Below are 20,076 nucleotides of genomic sequence, written 5' to 3'. Positions count from 1 at the left end.
GCTAAGCGGTTTGCATATTGAACAACAAAGCTCTCTGCTATTCAATAAATAGCTGCAATGTGACTTCTATCCTTAAGAAGGATAACCCCTGACAGTTGGCGTCTAACAAGCTTGATGACGACCAGTCAGATAATGCATTTATGTGTCAACGCCTTAAACGCCTACGCACCACTAAAAAAGCTATACAATACAGTATAGATTACGTGAATCTTAAGATAAATGTTGTGTAAGCTTGCACAGGTCGGCAAATAATTTTACCGCGTTCCTCTTAGGCGGATGACATAAATACACCACCACCATGAAAGCACTTCAAACCATTAACTAATATACGAATATTTAAATGTTAGATTTTCTACCTACCACCGTACGCGGGATAATTGCTTTACTATTGTTAGCGCTTAACACAATTTTACTATGCTCATTTTTATTTATCATAGCGCTATTTAAGGCGCTACCATTTGCGAAGCACTTTAGCGAATGGCTGATTAACTGCACCCATGAAGCCTGGATTACTAATAACAAGGGATGGATGAACCTGGTACAGCGTACACGTTGGCACCTGAGCGGCCTTGAAGGCCTAAACTATCAGCACTCCTATCTAGTAACTAGTAACCACCAGAGCTCGGTCGATATCATGGTGTTACAATACGTGCTCAATCGGCGAATTCGCCCGTTAAAGTTTTTTTTAAAGCAAGAACTTATATGGGTGCCAATAATTGGATTGGCATGGTGGGCGCTGGATTTTCCTTTTATGAAACGATACAGTAAAGCCTATCTAGAAAAGCATCCAGAGAAACAAGGTAAAGACCTAAAAACTACCCATAAAAATTGCGTAAAGTTTCGTGATAAACCGGTAGGCATCTTCAATTTTTCTGAAGGCACACGGTTTACATTTAGCAAACATACACAACAAAAATCGCCATTTCGCTATTTACTGAAGCCTAAAGCTGGAGGTATTGCGTTTGTGCTAGATGCTATGGGTGGGCAGCTAAAATCACTGGTCAATGTAACTATTCACTACCCTGCAGGGTGCCCAGGGTATTGGGATTTGCTCTGTGGGAAAGTTAAAGATGTTGTGGTGCACTTTGAAGAAGTGCAGATTCTTACAGAATTTATTGGAAAAAATTATACACGAGATAGAGAGTATCGGTTAGCACTTCATAGCTGGATCAACGAGTTGTGGAAACAAAAGGATGCACTGCTAGAGAGGCAACACAAAGATTTTTTCGGTAGTCGCTGATAATACTGCCATGGTAGCTCAAGTATAGAAATTAGTTTACTTTGCGATTTCACTAAAGTTGAATAGTATTTATTACTAAAATGCAATAAACTTGCCGTCAAGTAATAGGTAATTAGCTTATTAGACCTATAACCATTTAGATTGAGCCATGCCTACGCAACAGCTCAAAGACCTGTTTAACACTATCCTCCAATGATAAGGTCTGAGTATCGATCACTAGATCGGCGTTCAACGGTACATTGTACAAGAATGATCCGTAAGGAATGTTGTGCTCATGAGCAATGTAGAGGCCTTTTAATTTATGCTCAGTGCACGCTGACAGTGATGCCTGTACATAAACAGTGATGAGGCGATCCGCACCGATCAGCAACCTGGCTTGCTCACGGCACTCAGCATCCGGAGCAATAAACGCTGCTAGAGTCAATAAGCCTGCTTCGTTTAACTGAAACGCTACATAAGCAGCACGACACCAGTTTTCAGTACACCTAACAAAATCCTGAAATAGACTGTTGTTAGGATCAAAACGCAAGTTTTGACTGTCCAGTACAAACACTGCACGCCCCATATCGAACAGTTTGCGCTCTACTGCATAAGCTAAGGCACTCTTGCCTACACCAGGTAAACCGCTAAACAGCACAGTTACTGGTTGCTGGCCAAAGCGTACGGCTCTCTCTTTAGTAGAGACATTGACGATGTTACCATGTTGCATAAAACAGCTATGACTGATCGGCTGCGCAATAATCATACCAGCCGCAACAGTGCCATTAGTTAACCTATCGATGAAGATAAATGCACCAGTAGTGCGATTAATGTCGTAGCTGTCCAACGCGATTTCAGTATCAAGGCTCACCTTGATTCGGCCAATTTCGTTTAGCTGTAGCGAATTTGCCGGGACTTCAGCTAAAGTGTTCACATCTACACGGTGTAAGATGCTAGTAACGGAACCCGGTACATAACTGGTAGCACGCTTGATGTCATACTTCTTGCCAGGTAGCATCGGTTCTTCTGCCATCCACACTAACATGGCATCAAAAGTGTCGGTTACTTGCGGTGCATTCTCAACATGTATCAATAGATCACCACGGGAGATGTCTATCTCGTCCTTCATAATTATAGTTATGGCCTGGCCTGGACCGGCACGCTCCAACTCACCATCAAAAGTGATAATAGACTTAACGCGACTACTCTTACCAGATGGTAACACCACAACCTCATCGTCTTTATGCACAATGCCGCTAGCTACAGTACCGGTAAAACCACGAAAGTTTAAGTTCGGACGGTTAACGTACTGTACTGGGAAGCGCAGGTCAGTATAATTGCAGTCATAAGCGATTTCGACGTTTTCAAGAATCTCCATTAGCGACTGGCCGGTATACCAAGGCGAAAGTTCACTCTTGTTTACCACATTATCGCCATTTAGTGCTGACATTGGTACAAACGCCATAGTTCTCGGTTTAGAGGCAATACCTTCAATAAATTTTAGGTAATCCATCTTAATTGCTTCGAATACGCGTTGGTCAAAGCAATTAATATCCATCTTATTGATAGCAACAACGATGTGCTTAATGCCTAGTAACGAAGCAATATAACTGTGGCGACGGGTCTGAGTCTGTACGCCATAGCGGGCGTCGATTAGGATGATCGCTAATTCGCACGTAGACGCACCAGTAGCCATATTGCGGGTATACTGCTCATGGCCAGGGGTATCGGCGATGATAAATTTACGCTTAGCAGTAGAGAAGTAACGATAGGCAACATCAATAGTGATACCCTGCTCACGCTCAGCTTGCAGGCCATCAACAAGCAAGGCCAAATCAATATCACCATCGGTAGTACCAGATTTTTTTGAATCACGATTTAGGCTTTCTAGATGATCTTCATAGATCATTTTAGAATCGTGAAGCAGACGTCCAATCATAGTACTCTTACCGTCATCAACGTTGCCGCAAGTTATAAAGCGTAATATTTCCTTAAGCTCATGCTGGTCAAGATATGCGAGAATGTCTTTGCGTATCAAATCAGATTGATGCGACATTGGTAATAAGTCCTTTAGAAATAACCCTGACGTTTTTTATTTTCCATTGAACCTGCACCATCGTGATCGATGGCCCGACCCTGGCGCTCGGAAGTACGCGTCAGGAGCATTTCATGAATTATGTCAGTCAGTGTTTCAGCTTCAGACTCCACCGCGCCAGTCAATGGGTAGCATCCAAGAGTACGGAAACGTACTTTCTTTTTTACGATTCTGGCTTTGTCGTTGTTAGACAAGTACTTGAGAATACGGTCATCGTCGATCATAATCAACATGCCGTTTTTTTCTATTACATCGCGTTCAGCAGCAAAGTATAACGGAACGATCGGGATATTATCTAGATAGATATACTGCCAAATATCTAGTTCGGTCCAATTAGATAGTGGAAATACACGAATCGACTCACCATTGTTAATATTACCGTTATAGATATTCCAAAGCTCAGGCCGCTGATTTTTTGGATCCCAGCGATGCTTTTTGTCTCGGAACGAGTACACGCGCTCTTTGGCACGAGATTTTTCTTCATCTCGACGGGCACCACCAAACGCTGCGTCGAAACCATGTTTGTTCATAGCCTGCTTGAGACTCTGAGTCTTCATAATGTCGGTATGCTTACCGCTGCCATGGGTAAACGGGCTAATTCCCTGCGCTACACCCTCACAGTTGACGTAAGTGATCAAGTTAAGGTCTAACTCTTTGACCATTTTATCGCGGAACTTATACATATCTTGAAACTTCCAACAGGTGTCAACGTGCATCACTGGGAACGGCAACTTACCTGGGTAGAACGATTTACGCGCTAGATGCAACATTACCGCAGAATCTTTACCAATCGAATAGAGCATAACCGGGTTGTCAAACTCGGCAACGACTTCACGAATAATATGGATGCTTTCTGCCTCCAGCTGTTTCAGATGTGTCATTTTGTCAACCATGGCTGCTCACGAAAAAACTATCTTATTGCGGCCAAATGGCCATGTTAGCGCTAGGTATATTAGCACAACGCCTTCTTCATATCTCAGAGAACTATATAAATCGAAACAGTATATGAATATATTGCTAGATTTGATCTAGATGTTAGTTAGATCTAGTTTGGAAAAATCACTTAAAAATACTTTCAGACAAAACGCTACGCTAAATAATTGCTTAGAACCTAAACAGCGTAACATTTAGCCATGACGAACTAAATCGCGTAGTAATAAAGACCAAACTAGAGAGTTGACTAGCTTAATGCTTTTAGTGGTTGCTCGGATTCAGCTTATCATCAATAATTACGCATAATTAGCAGACAATGTACACGTTATCACTGGCATCTGCATGCAAATCTCGTGGCAGATAGTAAATTAACAGGTTTATGTCGTATTATTCAGTAGCACTGTCAGACAGTGCTATTATATGCTGAAGATACATAAATTTATGTCCTTCTAGAAATTATATTGATGCACTCATACCAAATTAACCTGAGCTTTAACGACTGTATCCGTCACAGCAGGCTAAGCCTGCTGTGACGTTACTTAATCATGCGCAACCTGATAAAGCGCTCGACATGACAGTTACCAAAATAATAGTCAGCATTTTTTTGCGTTGCTGAAAGGCAAGCAATGTACTTTAGGCCAAACTGCTAAGTGTAGCTTAGCTATAAACTCTTAAATATTACCTCCAGTTTTGGAACAATATAAGAAGCATGTAATACGCTACACTATAAATCAAAGGCTCTTGATCTTGTCGTCTGTCAATATCTCAAGAACCACTTTGTAGATAGCTATGATTAGCTGACATGTCGATAGCAATGCTGATCATTTATCGTCAATTTCACTAATTGAACATACCTTGTATAGATATAAAGCTGCAGTAGGCAGCACTAACCAGCTATATAGTGTTAGTCAAGTATGGCTTATACTGACTCTACAGTCAATCTATACACTGCTATGGTAATCAACAAAGAGCACAGTTTTTATTTAAATACCATCAATTGCAATGCAATTTCGATAACAATGGACCTTACACAGCATCGTATGAGATACACCTGGTCTTACTGCTAATCATAGTTATATAATGGCATGGCTGCTAGATGGCTACAAAATTTTTGTAAGTAAAATTTTGTAGCTAACTAGAAATCGACCTTGCGGCACTAAAGATCAATTTAAAACGCTTGCCATCCATCACATTTGGTCGCCCCAAAATTGACACACGTAAGTGGCTGTTATGCTTGCTTATCAGCAACTATATTGATGGTATACCAAGGTAACTATAGGCAACCATTAGCTATATTTACAGTAACTAGTTACGGCTCAATAACTAAAAAATTTTTTTGGACATGATAGCCATCAAAACCTAAATAACTCAAGTGATGTATTGTTGCTACTTAGCAACCTAACTAGCATTAACATAGCAATTTTCTCAAAGTCTGGAAGTTCCCCAGGCATCTACTTTATGACCACTTCTCCGGTAAAAACTAGCGATAGAAGTTATAAAATCGATCATTAAGCGCGGCTAAGTTATTAGCGATCAATTAGGTGTTAACGTGTAGTAGTTGACTAAGAAGCTGATTGAATGTGCAAGCTTAACTAGGCGCTTAGATATCATGTTTACCTGGATCCTCAGCAAAGACTAAGCATGAAAAGACACTCTGTAATCTGGCTATATGATTTTAAGTATCGATAGCTAGCTAGCTGATGATAGCTGAAATTCAATAAACCATGTGACGCAGATCAAGCCAATTGGCAAAGTTAACAATCCAGGTTGTGTTTAACGGCAAAGAAATTTAGTTTCTGGCAGAAATAGATCAGTGTGTGCCACCTGTGCTGATGCAAAAGCAGAATAACTTTGTTAAAGTCTGCGCATTAGCTTCCTTTAAGCTAATATCTTTAAAAGATTTTGTATCAGTATCAATAATATACTACTCTAGTACTGCTACCTGAATACTCTGTCATGTTGTCTTGAACAATTTACCACTATAATTGGCTGTGCCTATAAGCTTGTTACTCGATTTCGCCTGCACCGAACTTACTAAAGGTGATATAACTGCTTATACCTAAATATAGATGCTTAACATAGATCAGCTGAGCGACAACTTGTTGAGTGCGCTTAAATTGCAAGATGGCGTATTGTGCATCTAAAACCTCAAGGCGACATTCATACCTACGTAGGCGATTGCTATAGTGATGGTCAGACAAAAGTACTACGAGTGTTCCTACAGCAAATACTAATAATACGTGATGAGCTAACGCAACTTTATCGTCAGTCTGTCATAAGATGTAACCATGCAATCCTTAAAATCCATGGCTGTCAATAAAATTGACGGCATTTTAAAAGTATATAATACTAGCGGCAAGATAATTTCGGTCGCTATCGAGAGCGCCCACCCAGACCATACACGTATGAAGCCACTCAAATCACTAGCCGTATTAACCACCATAGCCATGGCTAAATAAATATAACTGCGTAGAAGATGAAAAAAAGTAGATGAATCAAGGCGGAACTAGGTGCTAGTACTGCCTTATACGTAATAAAAGAGCTGATGTGATCGCTATACAGCTTCAGCGTCACTCAAGCATAATGCCAGATATAGCGATACACAGACTATTTACTTCATTGACATTTGTTATTGAACTTACATCATAAGTCAGCACTAAAAAATCATCCACAACCAAGATAAGCATATCGCAAACAAGCCGGCCAACCTCCACGTAATCTTCATTTAGCTTTATTGTGATATAGTTGTGGCTCTTTCACATAACGTATTAAGCGCTACTGCCCACTGAATGTTATCATTGAGGCACGGCACTAATATTAACTCTTCACCACCTGCCTCGCGAAACTGCTCTAAGCCACGATTGCCAATCTCTTCTAGAGTCTCAATGCAATCAGCAACAAATGCTGGGCACATCACCAGCAATTTTTTTACGCCTTGGCAGGCTAAAGCCTCAAGGCTATCTTTAGTGTTTGGCTCGATCCATTTGGCACGTCCTATGCGTGATTGGAATGCCACCGACCACGTTCCCTCCGATAACCCTATACGCGAGGCAAGATTACGCGCCACACTGAAGCATTGAGCGCGATAACAAGTAGTGAGCACTTTAAGCGAAGCGCTTTTACAGCAGTCAACATTCTTAAAGCAATGCCCGCTATTTGCGTAGAATTTTCTTAGGTGATGCTTTGGTAACCCATGAAAACTCAACAACAAGTGATCAAAATCTTGCTTCATATACGGCTTGACACTGGCAACCAAAACATCAAGGTATTCTGGTTGATCGTAAAATGAATGTACAATAGAAAATTGTACATTCAGCTTCTTATCTCTGACCACACGCCTGGCTTTTTCAATCACCGTAGTCACAGTGCTATTAGCAAATTGCGGATATAATGGCACTAGAGTAACTTTTTGCATACCTTGAGCCACAAGACGCATCAAGGCCGCTTCAATGGAAGGCTTGCCATAACGCATCGCTAACTCTACTGGGCCATGAGTCCACTGCTTAGTCATTTGTTGTTGCAAGCGGTGGCCCAGGACTACCAGCGGCGACCCTTCATCCCACCAAATCGACGCGTAAGCATGCGCCGACTGGTGCTGGCGCTTAATGATGATTAAAGAAACCAGCAAGCGCCGTAACGGCCACGGTAAATCTATTACATAAGGATCCATTAAGAATTGATTAAGGTAACTGCGCACATCAGTAACTGAAGCAGATGCTGGTGAACCAAGGTTAACTAATAACAACGATTGATTAATCATGCAAGATTATATCTCTAGATATGCGATCAAAAAGGCTTTTCAGGGTTACATAGAACTTATTTAAGTAAAATAGTCACATCAACGGCAAGCTAACCATTCCATGCTTAGATAATAACCAGAACAACCCTGCCAGGAGCAACCTAACCAAAATAAACCTTAATACTGCAATACTATTATTAGACGACAGTTACTAACTTACGACTCTATGCTTTTAGGGATATCTTTAGGCAAACTAGTGCTATAAAAGTTAACTACCGATTAAACCAGTACCATTAGTCAGCATAATATATGTTAGATTTTCTAATGTAACGTTTGCCACCTATCGCTAATCTAGCTATAAAATATATGAATTTATATCCTTATTGACCGTGCAGTGGATTGAAATTCTACATTAAGCCTTTTAATTAATGCGTCGCACAGATATAAAGAAATGAATACATAAATTCATAATGTAGCAATTACTAATATTGGTATATCATACCTCGTAACTTATCGTAGATCCGAGATCTACGATAAGTTACGAGGTATGATAACATATTGTACGGCTCCTGGATAAAAGCAAAATAGCAAAAACTACAAATGCAACATTTCCAATACAACTACCTGATACTCTTTATAGAAAAATAAATTCGCTATGTTTGCATGCCGCGCATAAGTGTGGAAAACAACGCATTACGTAACTATTTGCTAATAAAATTCAGTTACTAAATGTATGCAAGACTACTTTGCACAAGATGACTTGATCGATTGGCTTATACATTATGGGCAACATACATCATTCTAAATACTAGGACGCTGCATGCTTATCGCCTACAGCAAGATACACTAGGGCTAGCCTTACAAGAACCTATATGGCGCTTTACTAAACTGCTTTATAGCGTGATGCTAGAACTATCCTTCAGCCTATTTTATCGATAACTCTGTACACAACTTTCTGAATAACGTGTATTTAGCGTATTAACTGACGTTGATTTAGGTCTGTACGTATATGGTGATTGATATTTATTTGGACCGCGCCAAAGATGCTCAGTTGAACAGAAAGCGCATACTATCAGCCGGAAGTTAATAATGGATTATTAATAGGCAAAGCTGACAATGAATCGTATTAAAGAATCTGCAACTGCACGCCATACTATGATGTTTGAGCAAAGCCGTTCACTTGTCGGAACACGTGAAACCTGTATTCAGCGTCAGCTGTTTAAACTTGACTGCTAAATTAACGGTATGTATCTGCTAGCCAGAACCAGTCATATTCACCTGTGACAACTTTACACTGTTTAAAGCTAAAGACTAGTTGTCGACCCACTACATCAGTAATATAAACGAGAATTTTTTAAATGCATTTAATATGGTTACGTACTGACTTGCGGCTACACGACAATACTGCGCTAGCGGCCGCCTGCCAGAGCGGTAAAGTTGCAGCCCTGTATCTGATCACACCACAGCAATGGTTAATCCACAATGATGCGCCATGCAAAGTTGACTTCTGGCTACGCAACCTTAAGCACCTGCGCCAAACACTTGGCGAACTTAACATTCCTTTGCTGATCCGTACCGCGACGACCTGGCATCAAGCGCCAACCGTGCTCAGCAAACTATGCCATGAATTATCAATAGAGTCGGTACACATCAATGAAGAATATGGTATTCATGAGAACCAGCGTGATGCTGCCGTAGCCAAAACACTAAAAGCAAATGGCGTAACGTTACATAGCTATCTAGACCAAATATTTTTCCAACCAGGCACCGTGCTAACTAAAACCGGTACCTACTTTCAGGTATTTAGCCAGTTCCGTAAAGCTTGCTATAACCTCTTAAGTAACACTCTACCGCACCTAGTGGCAACTCCAAAAGCTCAGACTGTAATCAAGCTAAAAAGCGATCCAATACCTGAACAAGTCGTAGGATTCATACCACCTAGCAAAACCTTACAGGCCATTTGGCCTGCAGGTGAAAAAGAAGCGCACGAACGTCTCAACGCTTTTGTTGACCAACAAATTAAGCGTTACAAAGATGAGCGCAATTTTCCAGCTAAAACAGGTACTAGCCAGCTTTCTGCTTACCTGGCGGCAGGCATGATTTCACCACGCCAATGCCTGCACGCCGCACTACAAACCAACGATGGTGAACTCGAAAATAATAATATTGGCGCCATCACCTGGATTAATGAGCTGCTATGGCGTGAATTCTACAAACACATTTTAGTCGGCTACCCAAGAGTGTCGCGCCACCTTGCTTTTCGCCGTGAAACTGAAGCCGTAGTATGGCGTCAGGCGCCAAATGATCTAGCTGCCTGGCAAGAAGCTCGCACAGGCTTACCAATCATCGATGCAGCCATGCGTCAGTTACTTGAGATCGGCTGGATGCATAACAGGCTACGAATGATAGTAGCAATGTTCCTAACTAAAAACCTCTTGATTGACTGGCGTGAAGGTGAGCGCTTTTTTATGCGCCACTTGATTGACGGCGATCTAGCTGCCAATAACGGCGGCTGGCAATGGAGTGCCTCTACCGGTACTGATGCTGTACCATATTTCCGAATTTTTAACCCGTTAAAACAGTCAAAAAAGTTTGATAGCGAAGGGATGTTTATTAAGCACTGGCTACCAGAGCTAACTACACTTAACAAAAAGGAAGTGCACAACCCAGAAGAAGCTACCAAGCTATTCGGCGTAGTGAATTATCCACGCTCAATTATTGATTTAAAACAATCTCGCAAACGCGCAATTGCTGCTTTTCATAACCTGCCTTCATACCAAGGAGGCCGCTAAACTTTAGTGACTTCCTGCGCTAGTTCACTCAAGCCTTATTACGCTAAATAAACATAACTTACACCTACTAGAAAGCTTGCGTAGTTAAGGTAACACCTTTATTAATTTACTGCATGAAGTTCATGGTTTACCCATAATACACCACTATTGCACCACACTATATATCAAAATATTAACCAGCCACATACTGACTTCGGTGGTTTTAACTAAATGATTAAGGGTCGATCTTTGCGAAAAAATTAGTTTTGTCGTTTAAGCCAATGAGAAACCGCAAGGAATGAGAAGGAATAAGGGCTTTGTTTTGATTATTGACTAACCTACGCTAGCATAGTCAGAAATGATTTAATAGCTAGCCATACAAACAATCAGCTAGAACATAGGCGAATATATTACTTACAAATAAAATATCACTAAATACAGTAACTTTCAACAAAACACTTACTTAAATATATCAATGCTAGTTAATTTAAACTATCCATTGTTAAGCATGTAATACACACAAACACAATTGCGAACATCTATTACATAGATGCTGCGTTAATACTTTTTATAAACTAGCTACTAATGCTAGCGATAGGCATTACCAGTACCGTTACCTACCTATTAATTTTATGCGTGAAAACATATAGTGTGACCTTGGCTAAACTATGTTAGCAATTTAAATTGCTATGCGTCTTAAGTCTTTTACCTAAAATATTTACATCACGACGATCATGTCATACTTTATAAGTACACCATTGACCAAATTTAATAACTGCCTCATAGCTTCTGGCTAATTCGCCATCAAAACCGCGATGCATAATCTTCCTAAACCTAGATAAGATCTTCTGGAATCATCTTACTAACCATGTTTAATGCCACTATATATAAGTGTTGCTCAAACAGCTAAGATAGGTTCAGTCAATTGAAATTGATGACATCAATAAATGCAAACTGCTAGTTTTGCCAAATAACCCAAACTAGTTAAAATTAACTAGTTTGACATTGTTCAGACCTTGGCCAATGCTATCATATAACAGCAATATTTTGCATTGCATCAACAACTTTACTATCTTTTTTACGCTAGCCTCAACCAGACACTAATGATCAGCCTGCTGAAGATCTTGACACATTACATCTAACGCCAATCTACAGTCAAACCTGATAGTAGCTACACAAAATAACAGGAAAAAGCCATATGACGCCGCAATACATTTTATTGTAGCTGCCTACTCATTAAACTTAGCTGATTTCATGACGACGGCGCAATTTACACATTACATGTAAGCTCAATCATTTAGATCACATAAACAAGCGCTCTGTATAGCCATCTAAATCACTAACCAGTATTGGCCTGCTATAACTTTAATCTAAGCGAATAAAGCCGAATTGCTCTATGGAGGGTCTATTAATACTAGACAGACTAAAATCTGTCTGACGCTATTTTGTTGTCGCCAATCAAACTATCAGCGTGAATTCAAGAACTATAGCGTGCATTTTAACAAAATCGTATAACACCAAAAAAAGTTGGTGAGTCAAATGAAGCATAAAGTTTATGACTGAATTTGATTACACACTAAACTCATAGTCGAGACCTGACTGTGAATCTTAATAAAATTCCTATACTATTTTGATACCTATGGCTAGCTAACTGTAATCTTATATACAGCAACTAACACTGCATAGTACAAGAACACTACTACCCAGATATAAACCTTGATATATGGTTTAACAAATACTACAACAAATTTATATATCAACACTTACGATAACGATGGCTGCTACGGCTAGTAGATCATCATAAAATTAATTATTCTTTTAAAAGTGAATTAAGGACTTACGCTTGAACTAAGCCAGGCTTGTTAACACCGTAGTTACATATACGGCAATATAAAACAATAGGTTTACAAGAAATAAAATTTTAAAAACGAAGTTTTGTGACCCTGTATAAGATAGTGTACAAGAGCAACGGACACATTACTAGAAGTTTTGCTTCTATCAGGGATATTCAATATTTTTTATAAGTTAAAACTATTCAAAACACCAGGAGACTTCCACAAGATCGGTAATATGTTTCTTAGATGATCAACATTGCCACTGGTCCAAAACTGTACAGACTTAGGATTGCCAGACGCCAACAGCAAGTCATGTTCATTTAGTAAATGCTTAAGTTGAAGCGCAACTGCGGGGCCGGTATCTATTATTATGATATCTCGTGGCAGTATTTGGGCCAGAAGTGGCTTAAGGAAAAAGTAATGAGTACAACCCAGAATAATAGTGTCACAGCCCTCGCTAAGCAGCGGCCTAAGATAACCATGTAACATCTGGAGCAGGGTGGCACTGTTTAGATCACCGGTTTCAATTAACTCTACCAGACCTGGACACGGTTGGGTAATGACCCGCATATCTGTAGCAAAGCGATTAAGCAATGTGGTGAACTTAGCACTTTGCAGTGTGCTGGTAGTGGCAAGTATACCAACTACGCAACTACGGGTAGCGGCAGCAGCAGGTTTAATAGCTGGCTCCATACCTACCAAGGGCCACTTTGGATAGTCCTGACGCAAATCACTAACAGCAGCGATAGTCGCCGTATTGCAAGCAATTACAAAAACCTTAGCATTTTGTTTACGAAAAAACTCAGCAGCTAAACGGCTGCGCTTCAGTATAAACGCCGATGATTTCTCGCCATAAGGGATATATCTGCAGTCAGCTAAATACAGCAGTGACTCATGAGGTAGTAATTGCTGGATTTCATAGAGCACTGACAAACCGCCAATACCAGAATCAAATACCCCAATTGGCAAGTTCTTAAACATATGAAAACCCGCATACCCTGAAACAGGGGTTACTATTGACATATAATTTGCTGGAATGAGTATTCAAGGCGTAGCTCAATGACAAGTTAGCTTAATAGTACTTCACTACAGCCTACCATAAGCTTTATGGGTTGTATCGCTTACTAGATAACAACTATAAGGCTAGAGCAGTGCTAACTTAGCTACAGATAAATTCGGTATTGCTGCCATACCCCATACTAAATCATAATAATAGCATATGATCATCGGCGTAGCGATAGTTACGCACCGACAATTGCTATTATGAGCGAATTGCTGCATCGCTTATAAATATAGCTTGATAGTTAAGTTGAGCAGATGACCTATATGTCCACAAGAGCAAGTAAAACGTATCACTACTGCTGTTATTAATCAAACATAACCGATACATTTACCCATATGATGTACGGATTCATAGGTATCAGAGCAGTACACTACCAAATCAGCTTTCGTGTGCTACGATGCTGTCGATATAATCGATTATTTTGCACTGCAAGTTAGCAGGAGTAACTAACAGTCTTACTGTATTAAAGTCCATCAGCGCTACTGACTTACGTCAGTAGCTACAAAATACAACATACTCTTGGCGTACTGGCTAGCAGATGCCAACGATTGGTGCGTATATATTTTTTATACGCACCTAAATATTTTTTACGATCAACCACACAAACAAATCAATTAGCACGATAGCTCATGATCAGTCAATACGGCCTACGGCCTAATGTAATACGCTCGTGACCGCCAAGATCCATACGACTATGTACATCTTCAAAACCTTCACTAAGTAATAAATCACGAACAATTACAGCCTGGTTGTAACCATGTTCAAGCAGCAGCCAACCATCAACATTTAAGTATACTACAGACTTGGTGATGATCACTCGTAGGTCTTCTAAACCATCATGGCCAGCTACCAAAGCACTAGCTGGCTCAAAACGCACATCACCAGATAATAAGTGTGGATCATTACCGGCAATGTAAGGCGGATTACTGACAATCAGATCAAAAGTGTGGCCTTGTAGGGCGCTAAACCAATAGCTGTTAAGCACCGTAGCGTTCTTTAAATGCAGACGTTGACGATTGCGTTCAGCAAGGGCTACTGCTTCCAGCACTCGATCAACGGCGGTAACATGCCAAGCCTGTCGTTCGCTAGCTAGAGCTAAAGCGATAGCGCCACTGCCAGTACCCAAGTCAAGCAATTTAACTGGATCTAATAGCGGCAATTCCAGGGCAGCGTCTACTAAGAGCTCAGTTTCTGGACGAGGGATAAGCGTGTGCGGTGTAACTTCCAAGTCAAGCTTCCAAAAAAATTGTTGACCGAGAATGTAAGCTACCGGCTCGCCGGTGCGACGACGTTGCAAGTTATTCGTAAATGTCTCCACGTCTTCGCCACAGACAATTTTTTCTGGCCAAGTATGCAGGTAACTACGCGATTTACCTAAGATAGCAGAAAGCAACAACTCCACATCTAGACGCGCAGTGGGTGAATGAAGCGTGTTAGCTGCACGCAAGAGACTAGCAATAATAGTCATTTATTCACCTTGAGCTACCAATTGATTGGCCTGGTATTCAGCAAGCAATGGCTCGATCACTGCGTCAACACCACCGGCAAGAATCTCGTCAAGAGCATAAATGGTTAGATTAATACGATGATCGGTAACCCGGCCACGGGCAAAATGATAAGTACGGATACGCTCAGAGCGATCACCAGAGCCTACTAGTAGTTTACGCTCACTAGCTATCGCATTAGTGGCTGCGCTGACCTGCTGGTCGTTTAGCTTGGCTAATAGCCAGGACATGGCCCTAACTCGGTTTTTATGCTGGGAACGCTCTTCTTGGCACCCGACCACAATACCGGACGGTAAATGCGTAATACGAATCGCCGAGTCAGTCATGTTCACGTGCTGACCACCTGCGCCAGAAGAGCGGTAAGTATCGATACGCAAGTCAGCCTGATTAATCTTGATAGCTTCCTGTTCGTCCAGTTCAGGCAATACGGCTACAGTACACGTAGAGGTATGAATACGACCCTGTGACTCTGTCGCCGGAACCCGCTGCACACGGTGCACACCGGACTCAAATTTCAGCTTGCTGTAGACGTTGTCACCTTCAACTCGAGCGATCACTTCTTTATAGCCGCCTTGCTCACCTTCATTCTCGGATAATATCTTAATACTCCATCCACATCGCTCAGCATAACGTGAATACATGCGAAACAAATCGCCAGAAAAAAGCGCAGCTTCATCACCACCAGTACCGGCACGTATTTCAAGAAAAACGTTACGCCAATCATCTGGATCTTTAGGCAACAGCATAAGCTTTAGATAACCTTCCAGCGTAGTCAGTTTTTCTTTAGTTTCACGAACTTCTTCCATAGCCATTTCACGTATGTCAGGATCGCAGTCCTTAAGAAGTTCCTGAGCTCCATCCAGCCTGGTCAGTACTTTCATTAAGCTTTTGTAGGTCTCTACAATTGGCTTAACTTCGGTATATTTCTTGGAGTAGGCACGGAACTTAGTTTGATCGGAAATTACTGCACTGTCGCTTAGTAAAGCAGTCAGTTCTTCAAAACGATCTTGGAGTACTTCAAGTTTATTGAGCAGCGATGCTTTCATTGAGATTTTTTATCCGAAGAGCTATCTGACACACTATCACCGAGGGCAAAGAGTTCCTGGGCCATAGCCAATGCATCAAGGCGACCTTTAGCGGTAAGCTTTTTTAACTGAACACTGGGCGCATGAAGCAATTTATTAGTCAAGCTACGCGCTAGTTGCATTAATACCTCTTCAGCGCTACCACCATTAGCTAGCAAGCGCCGGGCCTTTGTTAATTCTTTATCACGCAGGCGCTCGCCATGCTGGCGGTACTCCTTGAGCACATCGATGGCAGCTAGTTCACGCAGACGTACCATAAAGTCTGCGGCGCCAGTGCTTACCATTTCCTCTGCGGCCTGGGCGGCGCCATAACGATCTTTAAGGTTTTCAGCAACCACTGCATATAAATCATCGATGCTGTAAAGGTAAACGTCATCCAGTTCACCGACTTCTGGTTTAATATCTCGCGGAACAGCAATATCTACCATAAAGATTGGCTTATGCTTACGAAGTTGCAACGCACTCTCAACTGCACCCTTACCCAAAATTGGCAATTGGCTGGCAGTAGAAGCGATAACAATATCGCTATGCACCAGTTCGGCCGGAATATCTGACAGCAATACTACATGCGCACCGAACTGCTCAGCCAAAATGTTCGCATGTTCCATGGTGCGGTTGGCAACCACGATACGTTTCATACCTAGATTGTGCAGATAACGCGCTACCAAGGTAATAGTTTCACCTGCACCAATCAAAAGCGCCTGACTGCATTGCAAGTTGCTAAAAATCTGTTTAGCTAGGCTAACAGCGGCGAACGCCACGGAAACTGGATTTTTACCAATAGCAGTATCGGTACGTACTTGCTTTGCTGAATTGAACGTGGCTTGAAATAGCCGACCAAGCAAAGGTCCTATGGTACCAGCTTTACAAGCTACAGCATAGGCAGATTTCATCTGCCCTAAAATCTGTGGCTCACCTAACACTAGCGAATCCAGACCAGAAGCCACGCGCATCATATGACGAACTGCCGCATCATTTTCGTGCACGTAAGCGCTAGCATGCAAAGCCTCAAGGCTCAAATGGTGGTAATCAGCCAACCAACGCAGTATAACATCAGCTGAGAGCTGTTTCTGTTCTATATAAAGCTCGCTGCGATTGCAAGTTGAAAGAATTGCAGCTTCACGGCTATCAGTAAGCCGGCAGAGCTGCTGTAAGGCTCCAACCAACTGCTCTGGCATAAACGCCACACGCTCGCGTACGTCTAGAGAAGCAGTCTTGTGATTAATACCAAGTGCGAGGAAAGCCATGCAATATCGCTGATGATGTATATAAGCCAATAATTGTCCTACTTCAAATGATTCAGAACAACTACCGTAGTTATTGCTTTAATACCTTGTGTTTATCCAGGATACCATCTAAAGATTGGCTATGCTTATGGAAATGCTTATGTAATAATTGTGTATTAGTGGGTTAGCTATCCTTTTCATATACAAATAAATCTTTTGCATTAATTTTTACTTATATCTTTTTAGTCGCTACCAGGTCTTAGTTACCATGCCATTTGAAAATATGCTACCAGCCGCAGACAACAATACCGCCCATAAATTTTATGGTTTACTTCTCGTTCACTAAAAAACACAATCTGCAGTCTTTTTACAATAGAATTCGCCAACCAGCAATAATCGTTATGATATTTCTCCGGTTAACTACGTAACCCACAGTCACTAGTACTCATCACCATAGCATTTTAGAACGCACTTTCCACATAATCGAATACCTAAATACTGACCTAGACACACTAGATATATCGCTTAGCTGGGCAAAAAGCGCTAGATAAGCTGGAGGCACAACACTTAGACATCGTGCAGCTAGCAAGTAACCAGTTACTGTTATAAAGCCCACCAACTTATGGTCTACATAGAAAAAGAAGGTGGGCTATAAGGCAAAAGCAATATAAATTTCGGTGTCTTTACTCTATCAGCTGTTGACACTGATCAGGACGCACACAATTGTCTTATGAAAATCTTGCAGCGCTTACTATAAACATATCCCAATAATAGCAAACTGCTTTTTTTAGTAAAGCTAATTACTATTGCAACAGATAACAAAGCGTAAGGAGCAGCACTGGAGTTGCTAGAGCAAAATCTACCGAAAGACGGCAAAATCGTCTCAAATTTTATTTAGGCGTCGGCGTGTTACAAAATATCAATCAAAGAAAAGGCAGCATTTGCATTAACAGAAGAAAGCATCAAAAAAAATACCAAACGACAAATATCTACGCCTAACCTGTACGGTCTTGCTATAATGCAAGACCGTATACAAAATGCGAAAATGCAGTTCGCTAGCTAATATAGCCATGCTACTTGACAACGAAAAACTGAGCTGCTAATTGACATTAGCGTACACAGAAATTAAAGATTGAAACGAGGTTGATGGCTAAATAAAAGCCCTAAATCGTACAGGCAAGTTATGTTGATTCAGCAAACTTAAATTTAGGCAGAATCGCTGAAAAATATAAAAATCCGCAGGCGACGCTCCCTAAAATACACTTAGGTTTGCTCTAACCTGGGTTTGCTTAATAATGACTACCTGATGGCCTAATTGTGGTTAAACTGATAACTGATAAGCAAAATTGCATCGATAAAGCGGAAAAACGTTTAGCTGCAGCGCAAAATGCAGAACCGTATATGATCCAACTATACTGAAATCAGGCTGAAGCCATCTCGACCAATCACCATAGCGAACACGCTTGGAGATTGCTATAACAAGCGTTATTGCAATACTCTAGCAATCTAAATATATTATATATCATCCACACCATACAGATAGGTAACCATAACTATTCAGCCTAAAATAGAAAGGATTGACAGTTAGCCATTAAGTATTACCCGATAACGCCATTGCACTACATACTCGTGGCTTACAACCTTGTTTAAGCGCACGACGCGTTACACCGAAGCTTACGGTGCTAATCTAGAAAGCATAGTACACGCCATTAGAAAACCCAACTGAGATTGATAATCTCAGTTGGGTAAATTGCTACTTGGGGTAACCTGGACAAGACCAAATACTTATTGCGTGAGGCACTAAGAGCGTTTATACAACCAAGAAGTGGACGCTTACCGGTGAGAGATACTCTAGGTTAGTTTAATGGCGCGCAGCATGGAACAGATTAAACCTAGGAAAAATTTTTTAAGAAACAACCAGAAAGCTACATCATGTATAATACCATGAAACGCCTGACAGAATTAACCTCGCACCCTTTAAACTTATGTTATTGCGACAAATTATTGCTTTTAGTTTGATTACCTTGCTGGTTGGTTGCGCTAGCCATAACGCACTTAAGTATGGCACAGGCGCAGATAACCAAACACAATGGAAGCAGCACAAAGATCAGCTAAGTAATATCAACTACTGGCAAATCGACGGGAAAATTGGAGTGCACACACCGAAAGCATCTGGCAGCGGCACCTTATCCTGGCTGCAACGCCAGGATTACTACGATATCCGTCTGTCCGGACCACTAAGTTTAGGCACTAGTCACCTAACTGGTCGTAATGGGCATGAAAGCTTAGCAATAACCAATAATGGTTACCTAGCAACAGTCTCTCTAGAGACACTACTAGAACAGCAAACAGGCTGGAAGCTGCCAGTTTCAAATCTAGTCTGGTGGATACGAGGCCTGCCCGCGCCAGACAGCAATAGCCGTATACACCTCAACGGCGACAGCCGACCTGCCATGATTGAGCAGGATGGCTGGCAGATTGAATACCGGAGCTACGTAAAACAGAATGGATATTTACTGCCAGAACGTATTCAACTACATAGTACAGATCTTAACGTCAAACTAGTGATTAAGGAATGGCAACCGCATAAGGTTAAATAATAAAC

At 41.2% G+C, this 20,076-nt stretch carries 11 protein-coding genes; 4 read left to right on the top strand and 7 right to left on the bottom strand.

Features of this window, described 5'->3' with window-relative positions; translation table 11 throughout:
• Window positions 1–340: 340 nt before the first annotated feature.
• Entirely contained in the window at window positions 341–1,240 is a 900-nt protein-coding gene (locus C3B55_RS01860) for an acyltransferase (RefSeq protein ID WP_129210968.1), read from the top strand.
• 136 nt (window positions 1,241–1,376) lie between these two features.
• On the opposite strand, the gene cysN is transcribed toward C3B55_RS01860, so the two are convergent.
• Together cysN and cysD are read right to left on the bottom strand one after the other, a co-directional pair.
• Window positions 1,377–3,275 (bottom strand): sulfate adenylyltransferase subunit CysN, encoded by a 1,899-nt coding sequence (gene cysN, locus C3B55_RS01855; protein ID WP_129210965.1) that lies wholly within the window; start codon window positions 3,273–3,275, stop codon window positions 1,377–1,379.
• A gap of 14 nt (window positions 3,276–3,289) precedes the next feature.
• Entirely contained in the window at window positions 3,290–4,207 is a 918-nt protein-coding gene (gene cysD / locus C3B55_RS01850; protein ID WP_129210963.1) for a sulfate adenylyltransferase subunit CysD, read from the bottom strand.
• A 2,328-nt stretch (window positions 4,208–6,535) separates the two neighbouring features.
• Between cysD and C3B55_RS04565 the strand changes: the two genes are divergently transcribed.
• The gene (locus C3B55_RS04565) at window positions 6,536–6,706 is read left to right on the top strand and encodes a hypothetical protein (protein ID WP_157978050.1); all 171 of its coding nucleotides are present in this window, start codon (window positions 6,536–6,538) and stop codon (window positions 6,704–6,706) included.
• A gap of 272 nt (window positions 6,707–6,978) precedes the next feature.
• Here C3B55_RS04565 and hemH read toward each other — a convergent pair whose 3' ends face one another.
• On the bottom strand, window positions 6,979–8,007 hold the full coding sequence (gene hemH, locus C3B55_RS01845; RefSeq protein WP_129210961.1) for a ferrochelatase: 1,029 nt from the start codon (window positions 8,005–8,007) through the stop codon (window positions 6,979–6,981).
• Between the two features lie 1,337 nt (window positions 8,008–9,344).
• On the opposite strand from hemH, the gene phrB reads away from it, so the two are divergent.
• Complete coding sequence (gene phrB, locus C3B55_RS01840; protein WP_129210959.1) at window positions 9,345–10,778, top strand: deoxyribodipyrimidine photo-lyase; 1,434 nt, start codon at window positions 9,345–9,347, stop codon at window positions 10,776–10,778.
• Between the two features lie 1,997 nt (window positions 10,779–12,775).
• Here the strand turns inward: phrB and murI are convergent.
• The 4 genes from murI to hemA form a co-directional block, all read right to left on the bottom strand.
• Entirely contained in the window at window positions 12,776–13,573 is a 798-nt protein-coding gene (gene murI / locus C3B55_RS01835; RefSeq protein ID WP_129210957.1) for a glutamate racemase, read from the bottom strand.
• A 719-nt stretch (window positions 13,574–14,292) separates the two neighbouring features.
• Complete coding sequence (prmC, locus tag C3B55_RS01830) at window positions 14,293–15,123, bottom strand: peptide chain release factor N(5)-glutamine methyltransferase (RefSeq protein ID WP_129210955.1); 831 nt, start codon at window positions 15,121–15,123, stop codon at window positions 14,293–14,295.
• Window positions 15,124–16,206 carry a peptide chain release factor 1 gene (prfA, locus tag C3B55_RS01825; RefSeq protein WP_129210953.1) on the bottom strand — a complete coding sequence of 361 codons (1,083 nt, stop codon included), beginning with the start codon at window positions 16,204–16,206 and terminating at the stop codon, window positions 15,124–15,126. It abuts the gene before it with no gap.
• Window positions 16,203–17,492 (bottom strand): glutamyl-tRNA reductase, encoded by a 1,290-nt coding sequence (gene hemA, locus C3B55_RS01820; protein ID WP_129210951.1) that lies wholly within the window; start codon window positions 17,490–17,492, stop codon window positions 16,203–16,205. Before hemA ends, prfA begins: the two co-directional genes overlap by 4 nt.
• A 1,964-nt stretch (window positions 17,493–19,456) precedes the next feature.
• Here hemA and lolB point away from each other — a divergent pair.
• Window positions 19,457–20,071 carry a lipoprotein insertase outer membrane protein LolB gene (lolB, locus tag C3B55_RS01815; protein ID WP_129210949.1) on the top strand — a complete coding sequence of 205 codons (615 nt, stop codon included), beginning with the start codon at window positions 19,457–19,459 and terminating at the stop codon, window positions 20,069–20,071.
• Window positions 20,072–20,076 lie beyond the last annotated feature (5 nt).

The organism is Candidatus Pseudomonas adelgestsugas, from assembly GCF_004124255.1.
GTDB classification, from domain to species: Bacteria; Pseudomonadota; Gammaproteobacteria; order Pseudomonadales; family Pseudomonadaceae; genus Aquipseudomonas; species Aquipseudomonas adelgestsugas.
This window is presented reverse-complemented; position numbering and strand designations above follow the sequence as displayed.

Excerpts from the sequence above, each read along its gene's own strand:
- prfA (WP_129210953.1), bottom strand. The coding sequence starts at position 16,206 with ATGAAAGCATCGCTGCTCAATAAACTTGAAGTACTCCAAGATCGTTTT.
- cysN (WP_129210965.1), bottom strand. The coding sequence starts at position 3,275 with ATGTCGCATCAATCTGATTTGATACGCAAAGACATTCTCGCATATCTT.
- prmC (WP_129210955.1), bottom strand. The coding sequence starts at position 15,123 with ATGACTATTATTGCTAGTCTCTTGCGTGCAGCTAACACGCTTCATTCA.
- hemA (WP_129210951.1), bottom strand. The coding sequence starts at position 17,492 with ATGGCTTTCCTCGCACTTGGTATTAATCACAAGACTGCTTCTCTAGAC.
- cysD (WP_129210963.1), bottom strand. The coding sequence starts at position 4,207 with ATGGTTGACAAAATGACACATCTGAAACAGCTGGAGGCAGAAAGCATC.
- C3B55_RS04565 (WP_157978050.1), top strand. The coding sequence starts at position 6,536 with ATGCAATCCTTAAAATCCATGGCTGTCAATAAAATTGACGGCATTTTA.
- murI (WP_129210957.1), bottom strand. The coding sequence starts at position 13,573 with ATGTTTAAGAACTTGCCAATTGGGGTATTTGATTCTGGTATTGGCGGT.
- lolB (WP_129210949.1), top strand. The coding sequence starts at position 19,457 with ATGTTATTGCGACAAATTATTGCTTTTAGTTTGATTACCTTGCTGGTT.
- C3B55_RS01860 (WP_129210968.1), top strand. The coding sequence starts at position 341 with ATGTTAGATTTTCTACCTACCACCGTACGCGGGATAATTGCTTTACTA.
- phrB (WP_129210959.1), top strand. The coding sequence starts at position 9,345 with ATGCATTTAATATGGTTACGTACTGACTTGCGGCTACACGACAATACT.
- hemH (WP_129210961.1), bottom strand. The coding sequence starts at position 8,007 with ATGATTAATCAATCGTTGTTATTAGTTAACCTTGGTTCACCAGCATCT.